This window comes from Shinella sp. GW835-FHT14H05, assembly GCF_058793575.1.
The window spans coordinates 51,954-72,254 of sequence record NZ_JBXAFY010000022.1; the positions used below are offsets into that span (position 1 = coordinate 51,954).

Annotated in this window: 18 protein-coding genes and 1 pseudogene; all 19 read left to right on the forward strand. The window is 63.6% G+C overall.

The genetic code is table 11. The annotated features are described in order from the left end of the window. Positions 1 to 210 precede the first annotated feature (210 nt). Complete coding sequence (locus AC1Q6Z_RS32525) at positions 211 to 453, forward strand: hypothetical protein (RefSeq protein WP_439617909.1); 243 nt, start codon at positions 211 to 213, stop codon at positions 451 to 453. Between the two features lie 355 nt (positions 454 to 808). Next, positions 809 to 2,332 (forward strand): FAD-dependent tricarballylate dehydrogenase TcuA, encoded by a 1,524-nt coding sequence (gene tcuA / locus AC1Q6Z_RS32530; RefSeq protein WP_492650400.1) that lies wholly within the window; start codon positions 809 to 811, stop codon positions 2,330 to 2,332. Between the two features lie 29 nt (positions 2,333 to 2,361). Next, the gene (locus AC1Q6Z_RS32535; protein ID WP_492650401.1) at positions 2,362 to 3,312 is read left to right on the forward strand and encodes an NAD(P)-dependent oxidoreductase; all 951 of its coding nucleotides are present in this window, start codon (positions 2,362 to 2,364) and stop codon (positions 3,310 to 3,312) included. Next, a complete protein-coding gene (locus tag AC1Q6Z_RS32540) occupies positions 3,309 to 4,016 on the forward strand; it encodes an HpcH/HpaI aldolase family protein (protein WP_492650402.1) in 708 nt (235 codons plus the stop codon). The genes AC1Q6Z_RS32535 and AC1Q6Z_RS32540 overlap by 4 nt, the downstream gene beginning before the upstream one ends. A gap of 35 nt (positions 4,017 to 4,051) precedes the next feature. Continuing rightward, positions 4,052 to 4,765 (forward strand): 4-carboxy-4-hydroxy-2-oxoadipate aldolase/oxaloacetate decarboxylase, encoded by a 714-nt coding sequence (locus tag AC1Q6Z_RS32545; RefSeq protein ID WP_492650403.1) that lies wholly within the window; start codon positions 4,052 to 4,054, stop codon positions 4,763 to 4,765. Between the two features lie 20 nt (positions 4,766 to 4,785). Continuing rightward, entirely contained in the window at positions 4,786 to 6,264 is a 1,479-nt protein-coding gene (locus AC1Q6Z_RS32550; protein ID WP_492650404.1) for an aldehyde dehydrogenase, read from the forward strand. Between the two features lie 134 nt (positions 6,265 to 6,398). Then, a complete protein-coding gene (locus AC1Q6Z_RS32555; protein WP_439617903.1) occupies positions 6,399 to 6,848 on the forward strand; it encodes a tripartite tricarboxylate transporter TctB family protein in 450 nt (149 codons plus the stop codon). Next, on the forward strand, positions 6,848 to 8,350 hold the full coding sequence (locus AC1Q6Z_RS32560) for a tripartite tricarboxylate transporter permease (protein ID WP_435269291.1): 1,503 nt from the start codon (positions 6,848 to 6,850) through the stop codon (positions 8,348 to 8,350). Before AC1Q6Z_RS32555 ends, AC1Q6Z_RS32560 begins: the two co-directional genes overlap by 1 nt. 3 nt (positions 8,351 to 8,353) lie before the next feature. Further along, positions 8,354 to 9,538 carry a 2-methylaconitate cis-trans isomerase PrpF gene (gene prpF, locus AC1Q6Z_RS32565; protein WP_492650405.1) on the forward strand — a complete coding sequence of 395 codons (1,185 nt, stop codon included), beginning with the start codon at positions 8,354 to 8,356 and terminating at the stop codon, positions 9,536 to 9,538. Between the two features lie 92 nt (positions 9,539 to 9,630). Further along, positions 9,631 to 10,578, forward strand: a complete 948-nt coding sequence (locus tag AC1Q6Z_RS32570) for a LysR substrate-binding domain-containing protein (protein ID WP_435269234.1) — start codon at positions 9,631 to 9,633, stop codon at positions 10,576 to 10,578. Between the two features lie 166 nt (positions 10,579 to 10,744). Then, on the forward strand, positions 10,745 to 11,743 hold the full coding sequence (locus AC1Q6Z_RS32575) for a Bug family tripartite tricarboxylate transporter substrate binding protein (protein ID WP_435269233.1): 999 nt from the start codon (positions 10,745 to 10,747) through the stop codon (positions 11,741 to 11,743). A gap of 91 nt (positions 11,744 to 11,834) precedes the next feature. Then, positions 11,835 to 12,377, forward strand: a complete 543-nt coding sequence (locus AC1Q6Z_RS32580; protein WP_256115290.1) for a thiamine pyrophosphate-binding protein — start codon at positions 11,835 to 11,837, stop codon at positions 12,375 to 12,377. Positions 12,378 to 12,379: 2 nt separating this feature from the next. Then, the gene (locus tag AC1Q6Z_RS32585; protein ID WP_492650406.1) at positions 12,380 to 12,979 is read left to right on the forward strand and encodes a thiamine pyrophosphate-dependent enzyme; all 600 of its coding nucleotides are present in this window, start codon (positions 12,380 to 12,382) and stop codon (positions 12,977 to 12,979) included. A gap of 94 nt (positions 12,980 to 13,073) precedes the next feature. Next, entirely contained in the window at positions 13,074 to 14,435 is a 1,362-nt protein-coding gene (locus AC1Q6Z_RS32590) for a CapA family protein (RefSeq protein WP_492650407.1), read from the forward strand. A 39-nt stretch (positions 14,436 to 14,474) separates the two neighbouring features. Then, the gene (locus AC1Q6Z_RS32595; RefSeq protein WP_492650408.1) at positions 14,475 to 15,866 is read left to right on the forward strand and encodes an MmgE/PrpD family protein; all 1,392 of its coding nucleotides are present in this window, start codon (positions 14,475 to 14,477) and stop codon (positions 15,864 to 15,866) included. Beyond that, entirely contained in the window at positions 15,863 to 18,571 is a 2,709-nt protein-coding gene (gene acnA / locus AC1Q6Z_RS32600) for an aconitate hydratase AcnA (RefSeq protein WP_492650409.1), read from the forward strand. The genes AC1Q6Z_RS32595 and acnA overlap by 4 nt, the downstream gene beginning before the upstream one ends. Positions 18,572 to 18,613: 42 nt before the next feature. Next, on the forward strand, positions 18,614 to 18,994 hold the full coding sequence (gene pcaC, locus AC1Q6Z_RS32605) for a 4-carboxymuconolactone decarboxylase (RefSeq protein ID WP_100674842.1): 381 nt from the start codon (positions 18,614 to 18,616) through the stop codon (positions 18,992 to 18,994). Positions 18,995 to 19,094: 100 nt separating this feature from the next. Continuing rightward, on the forward strand, positions 19,095 to 20,174 hold the full coding sequence (locus AC1Q6Z_RS32610) for an AbrB family transcriptional regulator (RefSeq protein WP_492650410.1): 1,080 nt from the start codon (positions 19,095 to 19,097) through the stop codon (positions 20,172 to 20,174). 51 nt (positions 20,175 to 20,225) lie between these two features. Beyond that, positions 20,226 to 20,301 (forward strand): annotated as a pseudogene (locus AC1Q6Z_RS32615) (electron transfer flavoprotein subunit beta/FixA family protein); the annotation flags it as partial.

The following is a 20,301-nucleotide window of genomic DNA, read 5'->3' on the forward strand; positions in this document are numbered from 1 at the left end:
ACGGACGGGGCGGGGAAAATGTTCCTCAAGGAGACCGGCTAAAGCGGAGCCGGAATTTGCCTTGCGTGTTTCAGCAGGCGCGGCTTTGCAAGCCTTGCAAAACGCGCTCAACGCGGACCCTTAAAATATAATAGGCCGAAGTCCTGCCTTTACGGAACATCGCGACCGTATCTTTGTTTCCCATAAATATCGAAAACAAGGGAGGGTGAGATGTTCCAGGCATCTCTCGGCGGCGGCTTCGGCGCGCAGGCCTACGGCTTGCGCGCCTCGATAAACGCCGCGGTCGCATATGACGAGCTCTGCGCCCAATACCGGCCCGAAATCAGATTCGAGCCCCAGGCCATCATCATTCAAGGGCGAATTCCGCCCAGCGTGGTTCTGCGCATCCGCACGATCATCATGGAAATTGCCGGGACGGTTCCGGTCTGGGATCGAACGGTCTGGCTGGGGTAGGGATGATCGTGCGGCGAAGTTTTTTCGATTTTCAACGCGGCGGCCGGTGATGTGGAGAAGCCGCATCGGCAGCACACCGTGGCAAAGAGGATCAGGGCCGTGAGCGGCGCTGTCCTCGGCCTCCAGCATTGAAGGCACGCTGCGGCGCGTGATGTTCGGTGCGCCGTCCCACGCGCTCCGGCAAGAAAGCCACCCTCCGTCAAGCTTCGCTTGTCCCGGCCATCCTGGCCGCTCCTCCTCTCACTATGCTCCTCCGGAATACTAGAAGCACCAGATAGTCTGATAATTCCGGCAGCGTCTTTGCTAGGAATGACCCAGCACGAAAGTTCGCGAGGATGGAGTCATGGAGCGGCCGATGAGTGAGATTGAGTATGACGTTTTGGTTGTGGGAGGGGGCAACGCGGCGCTGTGCGCGGCTTTGTCGGCGCGGGAGACTGGCGCCAGCGTGCTCGTTCTGGAACGTGCTCCCGAAGGCGAGCGCGGCGGCAACAGTTCCTATACCGAAGGCCTGATGCGCTTTGCCTATACGGGTTCGGATGACATCCGGGCCTTGTCACCGGACCTGACGCCCGAGGAGATGGACAGCGATTTCGGCAGCTACACCGAAGACATGTTCTTCGACGACATGGCGCGCATCACGCACAATCGCACCGATCCCGATCTTTGCGAAATCCTCGTGCGCCAGAGCAACGCCACCATGCACTGGATGGCGAAGCAGGGGGTGAAATTCTATCCGCAGTTCGGCCGCCAGTCCTTCAAGGTTGATGGAAAGTTCAAGTTCTGGGGCGGCGCGACGCTTGCGGCCTGGGGCGGCGGGCAGGGGCTCGTCGACTCGCTCTATGCGGCGGTGAAGAAGGCGGGCATCGACGTGCGCTACAATGCGTGGGTCCGCGAACTCATCAGCTCGGATGCCGGCGTCGAAGGCGTCGTCGTCAAGCTCGACGGCGTGACGCAGCAGGTCCGGGCGAAGTCGGTGGTTCTGGCCTGCGGCGGCTTCGAGGCGAACAGCGAATGGCGCACCAAATATCTCGGCCCGGGCTGGGATCTCGCCAAGGTGCGCGGCAGCAAGTTCAACACCGGCGACGGGCTCGACATGGCGCTGAAGGTCGGCGCGCAGCCCAAGGGCAACTGGTCCGGCTGCCATGCCGTCGGCTGGGAGCGTTATGCCGAGGACTTCGGCGACCTCTCCGTCACGGGAGACTATGAGCGCGACAGCTATCCGTGGTCGATCATGGTGAACGCCACCGGCAAGCGCTTCCTCGACGAGGGCGCGGACATCCGCAACTACACCTATGCGAAATACGGCAAGGTCATTCTCGAACAGCCCGGGCAGTTCGCCTGGCAGATCTTCGATTCCACCGTCGTTCATCTCCTGCGGCCGGAATACAAGACCCGACGCGTCACCCGCGTGGTCGCCAATACGCTGGAGGAACTGGTCGACAAGATGGGGGATGTCGACCGCGAAACCTTCCTCAAGACGGTGCGCGACTATAATGCGTCGATCACGCGCGACGTGCCCTTCGACCCGACCGTGAAGGACGGGCGGCGCACCGACGGCCTGGATATTCCCAAGTCCAACTGGGCGAACCCCATCGAGACCGGTCCGTTCGAAGCCTATGCCGTGACCTGCGGCATCACCTTCACTTTCGGCGGCCTGCGTATCTCCACCGACGCCCAGGCGATCGATGGCGGCGAACAGGTGATCCCCGGCCTCTACGTGGCAGGCGAGCTGGTCGGCGGCCTGTTCTACTTCAACTATCCCGGTGCGACGGGCCTCATGAGCGGCGCGGTCTTCGGCCGCATCGCCGGGCGAAACGCCGCCATCGCGGCGCAGGCCAGCAAGGAAAGCGTCAGGGCAGCAAAGGTCTCGGCCATGTAATTCCGGCACTGGCCCGCCGGCAAAAGCTTATGAAAGGGAGGAAAACGTTGACCGCTTCAATGGGCACGACGAAGGTTGGCTTCGTCGGCATCGGAAACATGGGCCGGCCTATGGCGGCCAATCAGATTGCCGGCGGCTGGCAGCTCACGGTCTACGACGTGGACCGTGAGAAGGCGGATGCCTTCGCGGTAGAGCACGGATGCGGCAGCGCCCATTCGCTCGCCGAGCTTGGCGAGCGGTCGGACGTGGTCGTGCTGATGCTGCCGGATGGCTGGATCGTGCGCAACGTCGCGCTTGGCGATGGTGCCGGGAGCGACTGCCTGGTGCGCGGTTTGCAGGCGGGCACGACGATCGTCGACATGAGTTCGTCCGCACCGGTGGGCACGCGCGCACTTGGAGAGGACCTCCGCACGTTCGGCGTTGCCCTGCTCGATGCTCCGGTCTCCGGCGGCATGAAGGGCGCGATTGCCGCGAAGCTGTCGATCATGGTCGGTGGCGATCGCGCGCTGGCCGACCAACTCGATCCGCTTCTCGCGACGATGGGCAAGCGTTTCCATATCGGGCCGCTCGGCTCGGGCCATGCGGTCAAGGTTCTCAACAACTACGTTTCGGCCGCCGGCCTGGCGGCGGCGGCCGAAGCGCTCCTCGTCGCGCAACGCTTCGGCGTCGACGGCGAGGTTCTCATCGATGTGCTGAACGCCTCCACAGGGCGAAACAACAGCACGGAAAACAAGTTCAAGCAGTATGTTCTCAACAATGCCTATGATTCCGGCTTCGCGCTGGAGCTGATGGTCAAGGACCTGAAGCTTGCCATGGACGTGGCAGATGCCTGCGAGGTTCCCGCCACGCTCGGTCATGCCTGCCTTCAGCTCTGGGAGGACGCGCGCGCCTGGAACGGCCCCAATGCCGACCACACGGAATTCGCGCGCTTCGTCACCGAAAGTGCGGCGAGCGCCACCCCTGCCAAGGCAAGCCGATGAGCCACGACCTGAAAAACCGGCTGAAGAGCGGCGGGACGGTTGCGGTCTGCAACACGGACTTTCCGACGCCGCGCCTCGTCGAGTTTGTCGGCAGCCTCGGCTTCGATGCGGTTTTCATCGATTGCGAACATGCGAGCACCGATTTCAAAGAGGTAGAGGATCTGGCCCGGGCGGCGCGCGCGTCGGGAATGGCGTCCATCGTGCGCCCCTGGTCCAACGAGATCGGGTTGATCAACCGCTATCTGAGCTGCGGCGTGGACGGCATCCAGGCGCCCCATGTCGACACGCCCGTCGAACTTGCGGCGATCGCCCATGGCATCACCCAATGGGAAGGCGACCATACAAAGAAGCTTTTCGTGGCGATGATCGAGTCGAAATCCGCACTCGTCAATCTGCCGAAGATGCTGACATCCGAGGCGGTCGACGTCTTCTACATCGGCGCGCTGGACCTCGCCCAGTCGATGGGCCTGAAGGGGCAGCCCGAACATCCGAAGGTGCGGCAGGCGGTCGAGGATGCCATCGGCATGATCGAACGGGCCGGGCGCGTCGCCGGGATGAATGTTCAGGGCGATCTGCACATGGTCGAGCATTACCGCCGCCTGGGGCTGCGCTGGATCAACGTTCACGTGAAGACGTTCGTCGCCGGTCCGGCGCGGACCTTTCTCGATGGTGTTCGCGAAACGCGCGTGGTGGAGCGCGCCTGAGCGAACGACATGAAGGACTTTTAGGAGGAGAGGCCATGTACGGCCATATCTATCACGATTTCCAGCGGGCGCCGTCCGACCTGATCGAGGCGTTCAAGGGTGTACCGACATCCACCTTGAGCGACGCGATGGGCCGCCACGGCGCGATGAAAGCCGATATCCGCCCGATCTTCGAGAACATCACCATGGTTGGGTCCGCCTTCACGGTGCTTTGTTTTCCCGGCGACAACATCATGACGCACAAGGCGGTGCAGATAATGCAGCCGGGTGACGTGCTCGTCATCGACGCGGGTGATTCCGACAGCGGCTGCTTCGGCCATCGCAGCGCCTTGCAAGTGCGCGGCCGCGGTGGCGTCGGTGTCGTTGCTAGCGGAACGGTGCGCGATGTGGCGCTGTTGCGCCGCGACCGGTTTCCCGTCTTCTCCAGGGGCGTGTCACCGCGCGCGCCGCAGAAGAACACGCCCGGCTCGATCAACGTTCCGGTGCAGGTCGGCGGGGTTGTCGTTTCGCCCGGCGATATCGTGGTCGGCGATGACGACGGCATCACCGTGGTGCCGCGCCTGCTGGCCGAGCAGATCCTCGCCAAGGCGATACAGCGCGAGCGTGCGGAAGCCCTGTCGATGGAAAACGGCAACCTGAACGAGTTGCTGCCCGATCCCGCCCACGGAACGCTCGATATGGACAGGCTGCTCAACGGCAAGGTCGTGGAGCACGCGAACTGGATTTCGCCGAACGAGCCGGGCGCATGACGATGACGGGAGAGACCGGAATGCAGGATTTTCAGCACTATATAGACGGCAAGTTCGTTGATCCGAATAGCGGCGAATGGTTCGACACGTTCAACCCCTTTACCGGCAAGCCCTGGGCGCGGATCGCACGGGGCAACGCCGCGGACGTCGAAAAAGCTGTCGAAGCCGCCCACGCGGCGGTGACCACCGGCCCCTGGGCTTCCAGCACGGCAAGCGAACGCGGCGCGCTGCTGCGCCGCATTGGTGATCTTGCCGCGCAGCGCGCCGAACACCTGGCGGCCATCGAAGTGCGCGACAACGGCAAGCTGATGGCCGAGATGCTGGCGCAGATGCGCTACATGCCGAATTGGTATCACTATTATGGCGGGCTCGCCGACAAGGTCGAAGGCTCCGTCATCCCGCTCGATAAACGCGGATATCTCAACTACACGCGCTATGAGCCGCTCGGTGTCGTGGCCGTCATCACGCCCTGGAATTCGCCGCTCATGCTGACGGCGTGGAAGCTGGCGCCGGCGCTGGCGGCCGGCAATGCCGTGGTCATCAAGCCGTCCGAATTCACCTCCGCCTCCGTCCTGGAATTCGTCAAGATCATCGAGGAAGCCGGTGCGCCGAGCGGCCTCGTCAATGTCGTCACGGGGTTTGGCAACGAGGTCGGCACGCCGCTGGTGGAGCACCCGAAGGTCGCCAAGGTCGCCTTCACCGGATCGGACGCGACCGGCAAGCGGATCTATGCCTCGGCGGCGCAGACCATGAAACATGTGACGATGGAGCTCGGCGGGAAATCGCCCAACATCGTCTTTGCCGATGCCGATCTGGACGAAGCGGTGAATGGCGCGATCGCGGGCATCTTCGCGGCCACCGGCCAGACCTGTCTCGCAGGCTCCCGCCTTCTGGTCGAGGATTCCATCCACGACGCTTTCCTTGAGCGCCTTGTCGAGACGGTGAAGGCGGCCCGCATGGGCGATCCCGCCGATATGCAGACGCAGGTCGGCCCCATCACGACCATGCCGCAATATGAGAAGGTGCTGAAATATATCGATGTCGCCCGCGGCGAAGGGGCGACGCTCGTGATGGGCGGCGAGCCCGGCAAGCGGCCGGAATGCGGCGACGGCTGGTTCGTCGAGCCGACGATCTTCAAGGACGTGCACAACGGCATGCGCATCGCGCAGGAAGAAGTGTTCGGCCCGATCCTTTCCGTCATCCGCTTCAAGGACGAGGCGGATGCCGTGCGGATTGCCAACGATACGATGTACGGGCTTGCCGCCGGCGTCTGGACACGGGATATCGGCCGGGCGGTGCGCATGACGGAGGTGTTGAAAGCCGGCACCGTCTGGGTGAATACCTATCGCGCAACGAGCTACATGTCGCCGTTCGGCGGTTATCGCCAGAGCGGCGTCGGCCGGGAGAACGGTGCGGAAATGATCAAGGAATACTTGCAGGTGAAGAGCGTCTGGATGAACTACGGTGCGCCGTCGGCCAATCCGTTCGTGCAGCGGTGACAGCCGCCGGAAAATGAGCTGAATCGTCCCGTGGCGGCCAAGGCCGCCGCAGGATGCGGACAAAGCGCTGTATGACAGCGGCGCCGGGCGGGAGGACGCGCCGGCATCGCCATGTCGGAGGACGGGGAGGAAGAATGAAGATTCACATCACAAAAGATTTCCTGAGCGGTGCTCTTTTCGGCGCGATCGGGCTTGGCACCATCGTGCTGGGCCAGAGCTACGACATGGGAACGGCGGGCAATATGGGGCCGGGCTACTTCCCGGTCATCCTGGGAACCATCATGACGCTGATCGGGCTCACGATGGTCGTCCGCTCGAGCCTGCATCCGGAAACTTCCGAAAGCGTGACGAGCTGGGAAATCCGGCCGCTCGCCTTCATCCTCGTCGCCGTCTTCACCTTCAGCCTGCTCATCGAATCGCGCGGCCTGATCGTCGCGGTGGTGGCCCTGGTGCTGATCAGCCGGCTGGCCGGACGCGAAGGCAGCATGCGCGAACTTGCCATCATGGTTCTCGCAATGACGCTGATCGCGGTGGGCATCTTCGTCTACGGACTGAACATTCCCCTCAAACTGAGGCCCTGGTGATGGAACTTATTCAGCATCTTTCGCTGGGTTTCGGCGTCGCCCTGTCGCCGATGAACCTTGCCTATTGTTTTGCCGGCGTGCTGCTCGGCACCTTCATCGGCGTGCTGCCGGGCGTCGGGCCGCTGGTGACGATCGCCGTGCTCTTGCCGCTGACCTTCGGTCTTCCGCCCGAGGGCGCGATGATCATGCTTGCCGGCATCTACTATGGTGCCGCCTATGGCGGCTCGACCACCGCGATCCTGGTCAATCTTCCGGGCGAATCCTCCTCGGCCGTCACCTGCATCGATGGATACCAGATGGCGCGGCAGGGGCGGGCAGGGCCTGCTCTCGCCATCGCCGCCATCGGCTCGGTCATTGCCGGCTGCATCGGCACGCTGCTCATCGCTTTCGTCGGGCCGCCGCTTGGCGCCGTGGCGCTGAAGTTCGGTGCGGCCGAATATTTCTCCCTGATGTTCATGGCCCTGATCTGTTCGTCCGCCCTCGTGCGCGGCTCTCTCGTCAAGGGCATGGGCATGGCGTTTTGCGGCGCGATCTTCGGTCTGGCGGGCACGGACGTCAATTCCGGCATCGACCGCTTCACCTTCGGCATGGATGGCCTTGCCGAGGGTTTTGATTTCGTGGTCGTCGCTGCGGGCCTATTTGCCTTCTCGGAGATCGTCGTCAATCTCGGCGTCTCGCTGAAACGCGAAGTCCTGACCGGGCGCGTGACCAACCTCATGCCGACACGGGAAGACCTGAAGGCATCCTGGAAACCCATTTTGCGCGGCACCGGCATCGGCTCCATCCTGGGCGTCCTGCCGGGAACGGGGCAGACCATCGCCTCCTTCGCATCCTACGCGCTGGAACGGAAGCTCGCCAAGGATCCGTCCCGCTTCGGCAAGGGCGCGATCGAAGGCGTGGCCGGCCCGGAATCGGCCAACAATGCCGCCGCGCAGACGCACTTCATCCCCACGTTGACCCTTGGCATTCCCAGCAGCGCGACCATGGCGCTGCTGCTCGGCGCTCTGATGATCCACGGCATCACGCCGGGTCCCCAGGTGATGACGTCGCATCCGGAACTCTTCTGGGGCCTGGTCGCCAGCATGTGGATCGGCAATGTGATGCTCGTGATTCTGAACCTGCCGCTCGTCGGCCTTTGGGTCGCCTTTCTCAAGGTCCCCTATCGCTGGCTCTATCCGCTCATCCTCGTCTTCTCGTGCATCGGCATCTACACGGTCAACATGAGCGCCAGCGACATCGCCTTCGCCGCCTTCTTCGGTTTGCTCGGTTATGTCTTCCTGAAGCTCGACTGCGAGCCGGCGCCATTCATCCTCGGCTTCCTGCTCGGCCCGATGATCGAGGAGAATTTCCGCCGCGCCATGTTGCAGTCGCACGGAAACCTGGAGGTCTTCGTCTCGTCGCCGCTCAGCGCCGTTTTCCTGGCGATCGCGCTTGGCCTCATGATCCTGATGGTTGTTCCTCTGGTTCGCAAGCAGAAGGATCAGGCGATCGCGGAAGGCTGAGCCATGACGCGACGCCGCATCCCCGCCGTCCTCATGCGGGGCGGCACCAGCAAGGGCCTGTTCGTCCGGCTGGAGGACTTGCCTTCGGACCTGGCCGTGCGCGACAGGGTGCTGCTGCGCGCCTTTGGAAGCCCGGACCCCTATGGCCGCCAGATGGATGGCGTGGGTGGTGGCCATTCCAGCGCAAGCAAGGTCGCGGTGATTTCCCGGTCAAAACACCCCGGCTGCGATATCGACTATCTCTTCGGTCAGGTCGCGGTCGACCGCGCCCTGATCGACTGGTCCGGAAGCTGCGGCAATCTCCTGAGTGCGGCTGCATCCTTCGCCATCGACGAAGGCTTCGTCGACGTGCCGTCCGAAGGACTTGCGACCGTGCGGATCTGGCAGGTCAATCTCGGCCAGCAGATCGTCGCCCGCGTGCCGGTGCAGGCCGGCCAGACCGCCGAGACCGGTTCGTTCGAGATGGATGGCGTCGCATTTGCCGGCGCCGAAATCCTGATCGAATATCCGCCGCAGGAGAACGCCGACGGCGGGCTTTTCCCCACAGGCCGGGTTCTGGACAGGGTGGAGGTGCCTGGCATCGGTCGGTTCGATGTCACGCTCCTCCAGGCCGGTATGGCAACAGCGATCGTTGAAGCTCGCGTGCTCGGACTGGCTGGAACGGAGCTGCCCGAGCATATCAACGGTGATGACGAACTGCTGGCGCGCCTGGAGATGATCCGCGCCGCCTGTGCCGTCGCCATGGGCCTGGCGAAAACATCGCAGGAAGCGACGCAGACGCGACCGCACATGCCAAAACTCGCCTTCGTCTCTCCCTCCATCGACTACCGGGCGTCGAACGGACAGGTCATCGGTGCATCCTCGATCGATTTGGTGGCGCGGATCATATCGATGGGAAAACTGCACCATGCCATCACCGGCACCGGCGCTGCCGCGATTGCGGCGGCCTTGCAGGTGCCGGGCACGGTGCCTTATCGCCTCGCTCAAACCCACAGCGCAAAAGTCAGGCTCGGCCACGCTTCGGGTATCCTGACGGTCGAAGCGGACGTCTCTCAAACGGCGGGGACGTTCACCGCCGATCGGCTCGCCATGAGCCGCTCGGCGCGGCGGCTGATGGAGGGATGGGTCTGTACGCCGGGCGAATTCTGGCCGCAGGATGGAAGCGACCTTGCCGCGATTGCCCGATGATCGCTGTTTTACGGAAAACCTGATATTTTTCATGACGAAGCGGGTATAAGCCGCATAGACTGGGCCTGAGGTCATCACCGCAGGAAATGCCCATGGTCCAGCTTCGCCAACTCCGCTATGTCATTGAGGTCAACCGGCAGGGCAACCATATTTCCGCCGCCGCCGATGCGTTGAACACGTCCCAGCCCGGCATGAGCAAGCAGATCCAGGAACTGGAGCTCGAACTCGGCTTCTCGATCTTTCAGCGCAGCCGGAATCGGGTGACCGGCCTGACCGATCCGGGCCGCGAAGTCGTCGAAATCGCCCAGCGCATCCTGAACGAAGTCCAGAGCCTCAAGAACATCCGCGAGGATTACGGCGCCCAGGAAGGCGGCACGCTGACCATCGCGACCACCCATACCCATGCCAGATATATCCTGCCCCGCGTCATCAAGAGCTTCGTCCAGCGCCATCCGCATGTGCGGATCGGGCTCTTGCAGGGCAATCCGACGGAAATCTGCGAGGCGGTGGAGACCGGCAAGGCCGACATCGCCGTTGGCACGGAAACGATGCGGCCTTTTCCCCACCTGCTGCGCCTGCCCTGCTACCAGATCACCCGCAGCCTGATCGCTCCGAAGGGCCACCCCATTTTCCGGGTCAAGACGCTGACGCTGGAGGCCATCGCCAAATATCCGATGATCGCGCACGATCCGCATCGCAGCGGGCGATGGAAGATCCTCGACGCCTTCGAGAAAAAGGGCATTACGCCGACCATCCTGTTCAACGCCGTGGATGCGGATGTCGGCAAGACCTATGTCGAGATGGGCATCGGCATCGCCGTGATGGCGACCGATGCCTTTGATCCGGCCCATGACAGGGCTTTGCGCGCGCGCGATGCCAGCCACCTCTTCGAGGCGAGCACCAGCTATGTCACCCTGCGGACCGATACCTATATCCGCCGCTTCATCTTCGATTTCATCGAACTTCTGACGCCGACGCTGACGCCGGACCATGTTCGCGCGACGCTGCGGGCGCGTGAGCGCGAGCGCGCGGCGAAGTAGAGCCAATCCGCCTGGTTGAGCGAGAATGCGATCCCTCGCCTGATGGGAGAGCGCCTGTTTGCGCGTCAGATCCCAGTATGCCTGTATCGCATACTACTATCGAAAATGACGCTTTGCGCCTGCATGACCCGCTTACTAAACTCCCCAGCATAAAGGGAGGAAAGTCATGTTTTCATATCGTCAAAAGATTGCCGGACTAGCAATATCCTTACTCGCCCTGCAAAGCGTTCCGGCCTTTGCGCAGTCCGCGGAGGACTATCCGAACCAGACGGTCCGGATCATCACGCCGTTCGAGGCGGGCGGCGGCACGGACATCGTTTCGCGCGAACTCGCCAACAAGCTTCAGGGCCTCTGGAACAACAACGCGGTGATCGTCGAAAACAAGCCGGGTGCAAACGGCAATCTGGGAACGGACATCGTCGCGAAATCGAAGCCGGACGGCTACTCGCTGCTTCTGACGACCAATGCCACGATCGCCATCAATCCGCAGCTCTTCGGCGACCGCGTGAAGTATGATCCGATCAAGGACTTTACGCCGGTCTCGATGCTGTCGAGCCTGCCCTTCGTCTTCCTGGTGCCGCCGGCATCGCCGGCAAAAACCATGGAAGAGTTCCTGGAACTCGCGAAGAAAAGCCCGGGCACGCTGAGCTGCGGCTCGTCCGGCGTCGGCGGCGGTGCGCATCTGGCGCTCGAGATGCTGAAGTCGCGCGCGGGCGTCGACATCACGCACATTCCATACAAGGGAACGGGTTCGTCGATCACCGCCCTTCTCGGCGACCATATCGACTGCCTCTTCGTCTCCATCCTCAGCGCGTCGCCCTATATCAAGCAGGGTCAGCTGCGCGCTCTGGCCGTGAGCAGCCTGGACCGCAACTCGTCCCTGCCGGACGTTCCGGCGGTCGCCGAACTGCCGGGCCTCGACGGGTTCGAATCCGATCTCTGGTATGGCCTTCTCGTTCCCACCGGCACGGATCCGAAGATCGTCCAGAAGGTTTACGAGGGCGTCAAGGCGCTCATCGATGATCCCGGCTTCCGCGGACGCTTCGAGCCGACCGGTGCCGTGCTCGTGGGCAACAAGCCTGACGAGTTCGCAAAGCAGGTGGCCAGCGACATCAAGAAGTGGGCCACTGTCGTCAAGGAATCCGGCGTAGCCGAACAGCTCTGATCGCTGAAAACCAACCTGAACACCATCCTCTGCGCGGCCTGTGGCCGCGCAGCCAGGCCCCGCCTTTTCCAAATTCTGTTCAAGCCTTTCAATGGGAGTCGACGTGAAACAAGAACCTACCCCCCGACTTTGGCCCGGCGAGATATTCCAGGCACTCAAGCGGAGCGACGTCAAACAAGTCGCCTACGTTCCGGATGCCGGCCATATCGAGCTGATCTCGAACTGCGAGGCGGACGCCGACATGACCGCAGTCTCGCTGACGACCGAGGAAGAGGGCGTTGCCATGCTTTCCGGTGCATGGCTCGGGGGTGATCGCGGTGCGCTCCTCATGCAGTCGTCCGGTGTCGGCAACTGTATCAACATGCTGAGCGTTCCGCTCCACTGCCGCATGCCGCTGCTGATGGTCGTCACCATGCGCGGCGAGTGGGGCGAGTTCAATCCCTGGCAGCTGCCGATGGGGCAGAATGCCGAACGCGTCCTGCAGGACATGGGCGTCTACGTTCAGCGCGCGAGCCACGCCGAAGAGGTGGGACAGATCGTCTACGCCGGCGCGCAGCTCGCCTTTTCTTCCAATTGCGTCGTCGCAGTGCTCCTCAGCCAGCGGCTTCTCGGCTTCAAGGACTGGAGCAAGTAACAATGACCGACACGAAAAAAGGTACGATGGATCGCCGCGAGGTGTTGAGAGCGATCGTCGCCCAGCGTGGAGACGCGCTGATGGTCACGGGCCTCGGCTCGGCGACCTACGACGCCGGCACGGTCGACCACCTCAACACGTTCTGCCTGTGGGGCGGGATGGGTGCCGCCGCGATGATGGGCCTCGGCCTTGCGCTTGCGCAGCCTGACCGCCGCGTGCTGGTCATGACCGGCGACGGTGAAATGCTGATGGGCATCGGCGCCTTTGCGACGATCGGCGCGCAGCGTCCGAAGAACCTCGCCATCGCCGTCATCGACAACGAGCACTACAGCGAGACCGGCATGCAGCCGACCCATACGCGGCGCAGCGTCAGCCTGGCCGGCGTGGCGCGCGAATGCGGCTTTGCCGGCGCCGAGACGGTTTATACCGAGGCCGAGCTCAACGCGGTCGTGCCGAAGCTCTTCGAAGGCGACGGCCCGTTCTTCGCGGCCATCAAGGTAAACACGCAGCGCTATCCCATGTCGATCCGCGTGCGCGACGGCGTGCACCTGAAGGATCGCTTCCGCGAAAACCTTCTCGGAGCCGAACGCGCCTACTACTGAGCGCGGGACCGGACGCCACGGCGTCCCCAGGGCGCCCATCGAGAGGGATGGGCGCCGGCTATGCCAATCAATCGAAAGAATCGGGGGAGAAAACATGTCTCGCAAGCGGGATTGGAAAGTCGTCCTGGCAGGCGAGTGCATGATTGCCCGGCCCTTCACCGCCTATAAGGAGCCGGAATTTCTTGCAGTGCTCGATCTGCTTGCGAACTCCGATGTCACCTATGCCCATCTCGAAATGAACTTCGGCGATGCGGACGATCTGGAATGGGCCTCGCGCGGCGACTGGGTCGCAAGCTACATGATCGCGGAACCGGACCTCGCCGCGGAACTGAAGTCGGCCGGGATCGATATCCTGTCGCTCGCCCACAACCACAGTTTCGATTTCGGCCCGTCCGGCCTCCTGTCGACCGCCCGCCATTGCCGGGACGCGGGGTTCGCCTGCGCCGGCACGGGACGCGATCTGGAGGAGGCGCGCGAGCCGGCCTTCTTCGAGACGCGAAAGGGCCGTGTGGCGCTCGTTTCGACGAGTTCGGGCAACAAGGCCTATGAATGGGCAAGCCATCCCAAGGCGCAGCTGCGCGGCCGGCCCGGCGTCAATCCCCTGCGCGTGTCGATGAAATACGAGGTCGACGGCGCCGCTGCCGCCGAACTGGAAAGGCTCGCCAGCCGGCTCGGCATCGGCAGCCGACGCAAAAACGCCGCTGGTGCGGAAGAAATCGCGCTGAATTTCCCCGGCGACCAATCGACCCGCACATCGCCTGCCTTCGTCGCCGGCGACAAGTTCGGCGTGTTCAGCGAGTGCCATCCGCGTGATCTGGAAGGCAATCTGCGATCGATCGAAGAGGCGGCGACGATGGCCGATCTGGTCATGGTCGCGCATCACTATAACGTCTCGGAGGGTCCGCGCAGCGACAATCCTCCGCGCTTCGCCCGCCAGTTCGCCCATGCCGCCATCGACGCGGGTGCGGACATTTATATCGGCCACGGCTGGCACAAGACGCTCGGCATCGAGATCCATGACGGCAAGCCGATCTTCTACGGCGTCGGCAATTTCATCGCGCAGTCGGAATTCGTCCGGCGCGTGCCCTATGACAGCTATGAGGCCTGGGATCACGATGTCGATCGCCTGACGACATTGAACGCCGCCGCCTATCCGCTCCATCCCGGCCTCGACCTCGCACCCTGGTGGAGTTCCGCCGTGTTCGAGCTCGAATATGATGGCGACGCCCTGAAGGAGATCCGGCTGCACCCGGTCGAGATGGGGCGCCGCACGACGCCGGACGGAACTGTCATCACGCGCCAGACGGGGAAGGGCGCGCATGCTCTGACGGAAGGCCGCCCCTTTATTGCCGACAAGGAAACCGGCGAGGCGGTTCTTCAACGCCTCAAATCCCTGTCCGAGCCGCTTGGCACACGGATCGACATCGAGAAGGGTGTCGGCATCATCCGGCTCTGACGGACGCGCCGCATCCCATACGCCAGCAGAGGAATACCCATGGACACCATGACGACGAACAGCCACGCCCACGACCTGATCGACCTCGTCCGCCAGATATCCGTTGACACGCTGCCGCCGGCCGTCGTGGAACAGGCCAGGATCTGCCTTCTGGAAGCGCTGGGTTGCGGTGTCTTCGGCGCCTCGCAGCCATGGTCGCGCATCCTGGCCGACGAGATGATCGCGGAAGGAACGCAGGGCTTCAGCACCGTCATCGGCCGGGGAAGGCTTGCTGCACCCGCCGCCGCCCTTTGCAACGGCACGGCGATCCACGGCTACGAGCTTGACGATCTGATCGCCGAATCCGTGGTGCATCCCGGTGCGGCGGTCATACCGGCAGCACTCGCCGCGGCCGAGGCGGTCGAAGCCAGCGGCGCCCGGCTTCTGGAGGCCATCGTCGCCGGTTACGAGGTGACGCACCGCATCGGCCTGGCGCTCGGTGCCGAACCGTCCCGGCGGGGCTTCCATGTCGCCAGCCTTTCGGCTCCGGCCGGATGCGCGATTGCTGCCGGCATCGTCATGGGCCTGACGCTCGACCAGCTTCTCTCCGCCATCGGGCTGAGCTGCTCGGCGGCGGGCGGCATCAAGAGCTTTGCCATCGGCAAGGGCGGCGGCATGGTCAAGCGGCTGCATCTCGGCCGCGCGGCCGAGGCCGGCGTGCGGGCGGCCCAGCTTGCCCGCCGCGGCTTCCTCGGCCCGCCCTTCGCCATCGACAGCCGCTTCGGCCTCGTCGAAGTGTTCGGCGGCAGCAGCGCGGATGCGGCCCGGCTGAGCGAGGAGCTGGGCTCGCAATGGGCGATCTCGAAGACCTGGTTCAAGGTCTACCCGATCTGCGGGTGGATACAGTCCACCGTGCAGCTTCTTTCGCAAATGCGCGGTCCCGATCCGCTTACATCCGCCGATATCGCCCATGTGCGCGTCGGCGTCAGCAAATACGCGGCCCAGAACAACAGCGAGCCGGCGCCGATCGACACGATGGGCGCCCAGTACAGCATTCCCTACTGTGCCGCGCTCTCCCTGATGGGCGACCCGCGCGACCCGGACATGTTCTCCGCCGAGGTGGTCAACCGCGCGGATATCCGGGAGCTGGCAGCACGCGTCGAGATCGTTGTGGATCCCCGCATCGACGCGGTCTATCCGAGCCAGTACGGCGCCTGCGTCTCCCTGACACTTGCCGACGGACGATCGTTCGAAGGCACGGTGCTGGATTGCCACGGCACGCCGGTCGATCCCTGCACGCAGGCCGAAAGCCGCGAAAAGTTCAAGCTTTTGACGCGCGGACGGCTGTCCGAGGCGCAGGCGGAAACCCTTACGGAGCATGTTCGAACCCTGGCCGATCTCGCGTCGGTTCGCACGCTCATGGAAACCCTTTCATCAGCGAGTTCCCGATGACATCCGATCTCAAGGACAAGACCTGTCGCGACATCAACCTTGGGTCCGGCCGCAAATATCGCTATTTCTCCGTGCCCGCGCTGGAGGAAAACGGCATCGGCAAGGTGTCGCGCATGCCCGTTTCGCTGCGCATTGTGCTGGAATCCGTCCTGCGCAATTGCGATGGCAAGAAGGTCCTGCGAAGCCACGTCGAATCTCTCGCCAACTGGCAGCCGAATGCGCCGCGCGAGACGGAAATTCCCTTCACGGTCGGGCGCATCGTCCTCAACTGCGCGGCAGGCATTCCGCTGCTTGGCGATCTGACGGCCATTCGCAGTGCGATGATGCGTCGTGGCTATCCGGCGGAAATCGTCGGCCCCAAGGTGCCGGTCGACATGGCGCTCGATCATACGCTGACGGTCGATTACAACGCCCGGCCGGACGCGTTGACGCTCAATACCGCGCTCGACATCCGCCGCAACGCCGAGCGCTACCGTTTCGTCAAATGGGCCATGCAGGCCTATGGCGGCGTGCGTCTCTTCCCCCCGGGCGCCGGCATCCTGCACCAGCTCAATCTCGAACTTCTTGCCCCCGGCTATCTCGAAAAGGATGGGATCTGTTTTCCCGACACCCTCGTCGGAACGGATTCCCATACCTGCATGATTGCGGGCCTCGGCACCGTCGGCTGGGGTGTCGGCGGGATCGAAGCGCAGGCGGCCGTGCTGGGGCAGCCGCTCTTCTTCCTCACGCCGGACGTGGTCGGCGTGCACGTTTCCAACAGGCTGCGCGAGGGTGTGACCGCCACCGATCTCGTCCTGCATGTCACCGAAATGATGCGCAAGGTGAAGGTCGTCGGCAAGTTCGTCGAGTTCTTCGGCGAGGGCGTTGCGACGCTGAGCGTGCCTGATCGCGCAACCATCGCCAATATGGCCGTCGAATATGGCGCGACCATCGGGTATTTCCCCGTCGACGAGCAGACCTGTTCCTACCTTCGCCAGACGGGACGCACGGAGGAGACCGTACAGGCAGTCGAAAAGCTCTACCGCGCGCAGGGATTCTTCGGCGCGCCGAAATCCGGCGACATCGATTATTCCGGGGTGATCGAGCTCGACCTGTCGATCGTCGTGCCCAATCTTGCCGGCCCGAAGCGCCCGCAGGACCGCATCCCGCTCGACGGGTTGAAGGAACGGTTCGCAGACGTGCTCGCGGCGCCGGCTGCGCAAGGCGGCTACGGTAAGACGCCGGCAACTCCCGTCGATGTTGACGGGGCCGCGCGCAAGGTGCGCGACGGCGACGTCGTGATCGCCGCCATCACCTCCTGCACCAACACGTCCAATCCGGGTGTCATGCTGACGGCGGGGCTCGTCGCCCGCAATGCCGTCGCACTCGGCCTTCGCACCAAGCCCTGGGTGAAGGCGTCGCTGACGCCGGGCTCGATGGTGGTCAGCCGCTATCTTGAAGCGACCGGCCTTCAGGGTGCGCTCGACACGCTCGGCTTCGCCGTCGCCGGCTACAGTTGCGCCACCTGCGTCGGCGCCTCCGGGCCGATCGATCCCGAGCTGGAAGAACAGATCGCCGCGCGCGACGTGGTCGCCTGTGCCGTGCTGTCGGGAAACCGCAACTTCGAGGCCCGCATCCACCCCGCCGTGCGCGCTTCCTTCCTTGCAAGCCCGCCGCTCGTGGTGGCGTTCGCGCTGACGGGGCGGATGGATATCGACCTGCTGAACGAGTCGCTGGGCACGGGGACGGACGGCAAACCCGTCTATCTCAGCGACATCTGGCCATCCTCCGAAGAGCTCGCGGAAGCCCAGGCGATCGCGGCCAATCCTGAATTCTACCGCGAGACCTATGCGGGCGACATTGCCGCGCGCGATCCCAACTGGAAGACTATTCCGCAGACGACGGGCAAGCTCTATGCATGGGACGAGCAATCGACCTACCTGAAGGAGCCGCCCTTCCTGGCGCCCGAGTTCCTGGTCTCCGTCCTGACGCCGATCATCGCCGCAAGGGCGCTGGCGATCCTGGGAGATTCGGTCACCACCGATCACATCAGCCCGATCGGCAACATCAAGGCGAGTTCTCCGGCCGGGACCTATCTCGGCAGTCTCGGCGTCGCGCCGCTCGATTTCAACAATTTCGGTGCGCGGCGCATGAACCATGAAGTTATGGTGCGTGGCGGGTTCGGCAACCAGCGGCTCAGTAACCGCATGGTTCCCGGCGTGGAGGGCGGCGTGACCGCAGTCCAGCCCGGTGGCGAGACGATGAGCATCTACGACGCCTCGCTTCGCTACAAGGCCGACAACGTGCCGCTGATCGTGGTGGCCGGCCAGGAGTATGGCACCGGCAGCGCGCGGGATTGGGCGGCGAAGGCCACACGGCTTCTGGGCGTGCGCGCCATCGTGGCCGAAAGCTTCGAGCGCATCCACCGCAGCAACCTCGTCGGCATGGGCGTGCTTCCGTGCCAGCTCGCCGGGGGAGCCCGGACCGCGGACCTCAATCTCGATGGCTCGGAACGTTTCGATATCCTCGGTCTTGGCGACGACGTGGAGCTCGGCCAGTCCCTGACGCTCGTCATCCACCGGGCCGATGGAACGAGCACGCAAGTGCCGTTGATCCTGCGCCTCGATACGCCTGTCGAGGTCGAATATGCGCGCAGCGGCGGGGTCATGCCCTACATCCTCAGCGAACTGACGACCGAGGCGAAGCGCATGCGCGCAGCCTCCTGAAGGCCCGACCTCAAACCAACTGCCTCATGAAAGGACATGTACATGGACCAGGAAACCTACGACAAGGGTCTCGCCATCCGCCGTGCAACGCTCGGGGACGCCTATGTAGACAAGGCGCTCGCCCAGGCCGACGACTTCACGCAGGACCTGCAGCAACTCGTCACCACCTATTGCTGGGGTGAAGTCTGGGGCCGCGAGGGACTTGACCGCAAGACCCGCTCGATCATCAATCTCGCGATGATCAGCGCGCTCAACCGTCCCCATGAGCTTGCAGCGCATGTTCGCGGCGCCATCAACAATGGCCTGACCCGGGACGAGATCAAGGAGGTCTTTCTTCAGGTCGGCATCTATTGCGGCGTTCCCGCGATGGTCGACAGCTTCCGGATCGGCCGCGAGGTGCTGAAGGAACTGGATTCCAAGTAGCGCCCGAGGTATTGCGCGTCGCGGGCCTTTTTCCAATGGGGGCCTTGGCGCGCATTCTGAAAACGTTCCGCACATCTCAAGGAGTGGTGCAATTCCATCGTTGAAAGCCTGGAAAAGGCTGAGCACGACCACCCTGGCCTTCGTGCTCGCAGCGCTCGCGGGCTTTTCGGGTGCGGCCTATCATATTCCGCTGGCCTGGATGCTGGGGCCGCTGCTCGTGGCGGCCTGCCTGTCGGCTGCCGGGTTCGATCTGCGACCCAACGAGAATGTGCGCAAATTCGGCCAGCTCACGATTGGAACCGCCGTCGGCCTGACGATGACGGCGAGCGTTCTGGCGGAACTCGGCGGCTGGCTGCCGCTCATGGTGCTCAGCGCGCTTGTTTCCGTAATGATGTCCTGCGTGGCTGGGGTCATTCTTGCGCGGCAGGCCCGGCTCGACCAGAAGACGGCGTTCTTTGCCAGCCTGCCCGGCGGTCTTGCGGAGATGGGGAACATCGGCGTGCAGATGGGCGCCCAGGCCGAGCCGATCGCGATCGTCCATACATTGCGCGTCACGATTGTCGCCCTCACCATCCCGTCGATCCTGCTCGCATTCGGCACGCCCGATTTCGCGGTGGCGCCCGGCACCCGGATCGTCGATCCATACTGGACGGTGGGCCTGATCGTCGGAGGGGCAGCCTTCGCCTATTTTCTCGGACGCATCCGGCTCAACAATCCCTATATGATCGGGGCAATCCTGTTCACGGCGATCTTTGCCTCCAGGGGCCTCGTCGCCGGCAAGATGTATCACCCGCTTTTTGCCGTCGCCCAGTTGATGATCGGTTTTGCCGTCGGTTGCCGCTTTCGCCGCGATATCCTGGCGAAGCTTCCACGGGTGGCGTTCTTCAGCGTCATCTCGATTTTCGGGCTGGGCACCGTGATGGTCGGTTTCGCCTTGCTTTTGTCTCTCACGACGGGATTGACCTATCCGGCCGCCATCCTGGCGACCTCGCCGGGCGGCCTGTCAGAAATGACGGTCACGGCTGAAATCCTGCATCTTGCCGTTCCGACGGTCGTCGGGTTCCAGGTGGTGCGCGGTATCCTCGTCAACAGCCTGGCCTCGCACTATTACGCGCTGCTGACCCGGTATGGCGTGCTCGATCTCCTGCAAAAGTTTTTTGGGTCGCCCGATCCCGGCTGAGGAAAGCGGTGCCGGCCAGCGGAATTCATGAGCATAGGAGTGTTGAAACGCATGAAGATCTTGGTCCCTGTAAAGCGGGTCGTTGATTACAACGTCAAAATTCGCGTGAAGGCGGATGGCTCGGGTG

What these genes read in the sequence shown, in the direction of transcription:
- AC1Q6Z_RS32525 (WP_439617909.1), top strand. Translation starts at nt 211, where the DNA reads ATGTTCCAGGCATCTCTCGGCGGCGGCTTCGGCGCGCAGGCCTACGGC.
- AC1Q6Z_RS32570 (WP_435269234.1), top strand. Translation starts at nt 9,631, where the DNA reads ATGGTCCAGCTTCGCCAACTCCGCTATGTCATTGAGGTCAACCGGCAG.
- AC1Q6Z_RS32590 (WP_492650407.1), top strand. Translation starts at nt 13,074, where the DNA reads ATGTCTCGCAAGCGGGATTGGAAAGTCGTCCTGGCAGGCGAGTGCATG.
- tcuA (WP_492650400.1), top strand. Translation starts at nt 809, where the DNA reads ATGAGTGAGATTGAGTATGACGTTTTGGTTGTGGGAGGGGGCAACGCG.
- AC1Q6Z_RS32540 (WP_492650402.1), top strand. Translation starts at nt 3,309, where the DNA reads ATGAGCCACGACCTGAAAAACCGGCTGAAGAGCGGCGGGACGGTTGCG.
- AC1Q6Z_RS32545 (WP_492650403.1), top strand. Translation starts at nt 4,052, where the DNA reads ATGTACGGCCATATCTATCACGATTTCCAGCGGGCGCCGTCCGACCTG.
- acnA (WP_492650409.1), top strand. Translation starts at nt 15,863, where the DNA reads ATGACATCCGATCTCAAGGACAAGACCTGTCGCGACATCAACCTTGGG.
- AC1Q6Z_RS32535 (WP_492650401.1), top strand. Translation starts at nt 2,362, where the DNA reads ATGAAAGGGAGGAAAACGTTGACCGCTTCAATGGGCACGACGAAGGTT.
- AC1Q6Z_RS32560 (WP_435269291.1), top strand. Translation starts at nt 6,848, where the DNA reads ATGGAACTTATTCAGCATCTTTCGCTGGGTTTCGGCGTCGCCCTGTCG.
- AC1Q6Z_RS32585 (WP_492650406.1), top strand. Translation starts at nt 12,380, where the DNA reads ATGACCGACACGAAAAAAGGTACGATGGATCGCCGCGAGGTGTTGAGA.
- pcaC (WP_100674842.1), top strand. Translation starts at nt 18,614, where the DNA reads ATGGACCAGGAAACCTACGACAAGGGTCTCGCCATCCGCCGTGCAACG.
- AC1Q6Z_RS32575 (WP_435269233.1), top strand. Translation starts at nt 10,745, where the DNA reads ATGTTTTCATATCGTCAAAAGATTGCCGGACTAGCAATATCCTTACTC.
- AC1Q6Z_RS32555 (WP_439617903.1), top strand. Translation starts at nt 6,399, where the DNA reads ATGAAGATTCACATCACAAAAGATTTCCTGAGCGGTGCTCTTTTCGGC.
- AC1Q6Z_RS32550 (WP_492650404.1), top strand. Translation starts at nt 4,786, where the DNA reads ATGCAGGATTTTCAGCACTATATAGACGGCAAGTTCGTTGATCCGAAT.
- AC1Q6Z_RS32580 (WP_256115290.1), top strand. Translation starts at nt 11,835, where the DNA reads ATGGGAGTCGACGTGAAACAAGAACCTACCCCCCGACTTTGGCCCGGC.
- AC1Q6Z_RS32595 (WP_492650408.1), top strand. Translation starts at nt 14,475, where the DNA reads ATGGACACCATGACGACGAACAGCCACGCCCACGACCTGATCGACCTC.
- prpF (WP_492650405.1), top strand. Translation starts at nt 8,354, where the DNA reads ATGACGCGACGCCGCATCCCCGCCGTCCTCATGCGGGGCGGCACCAGC.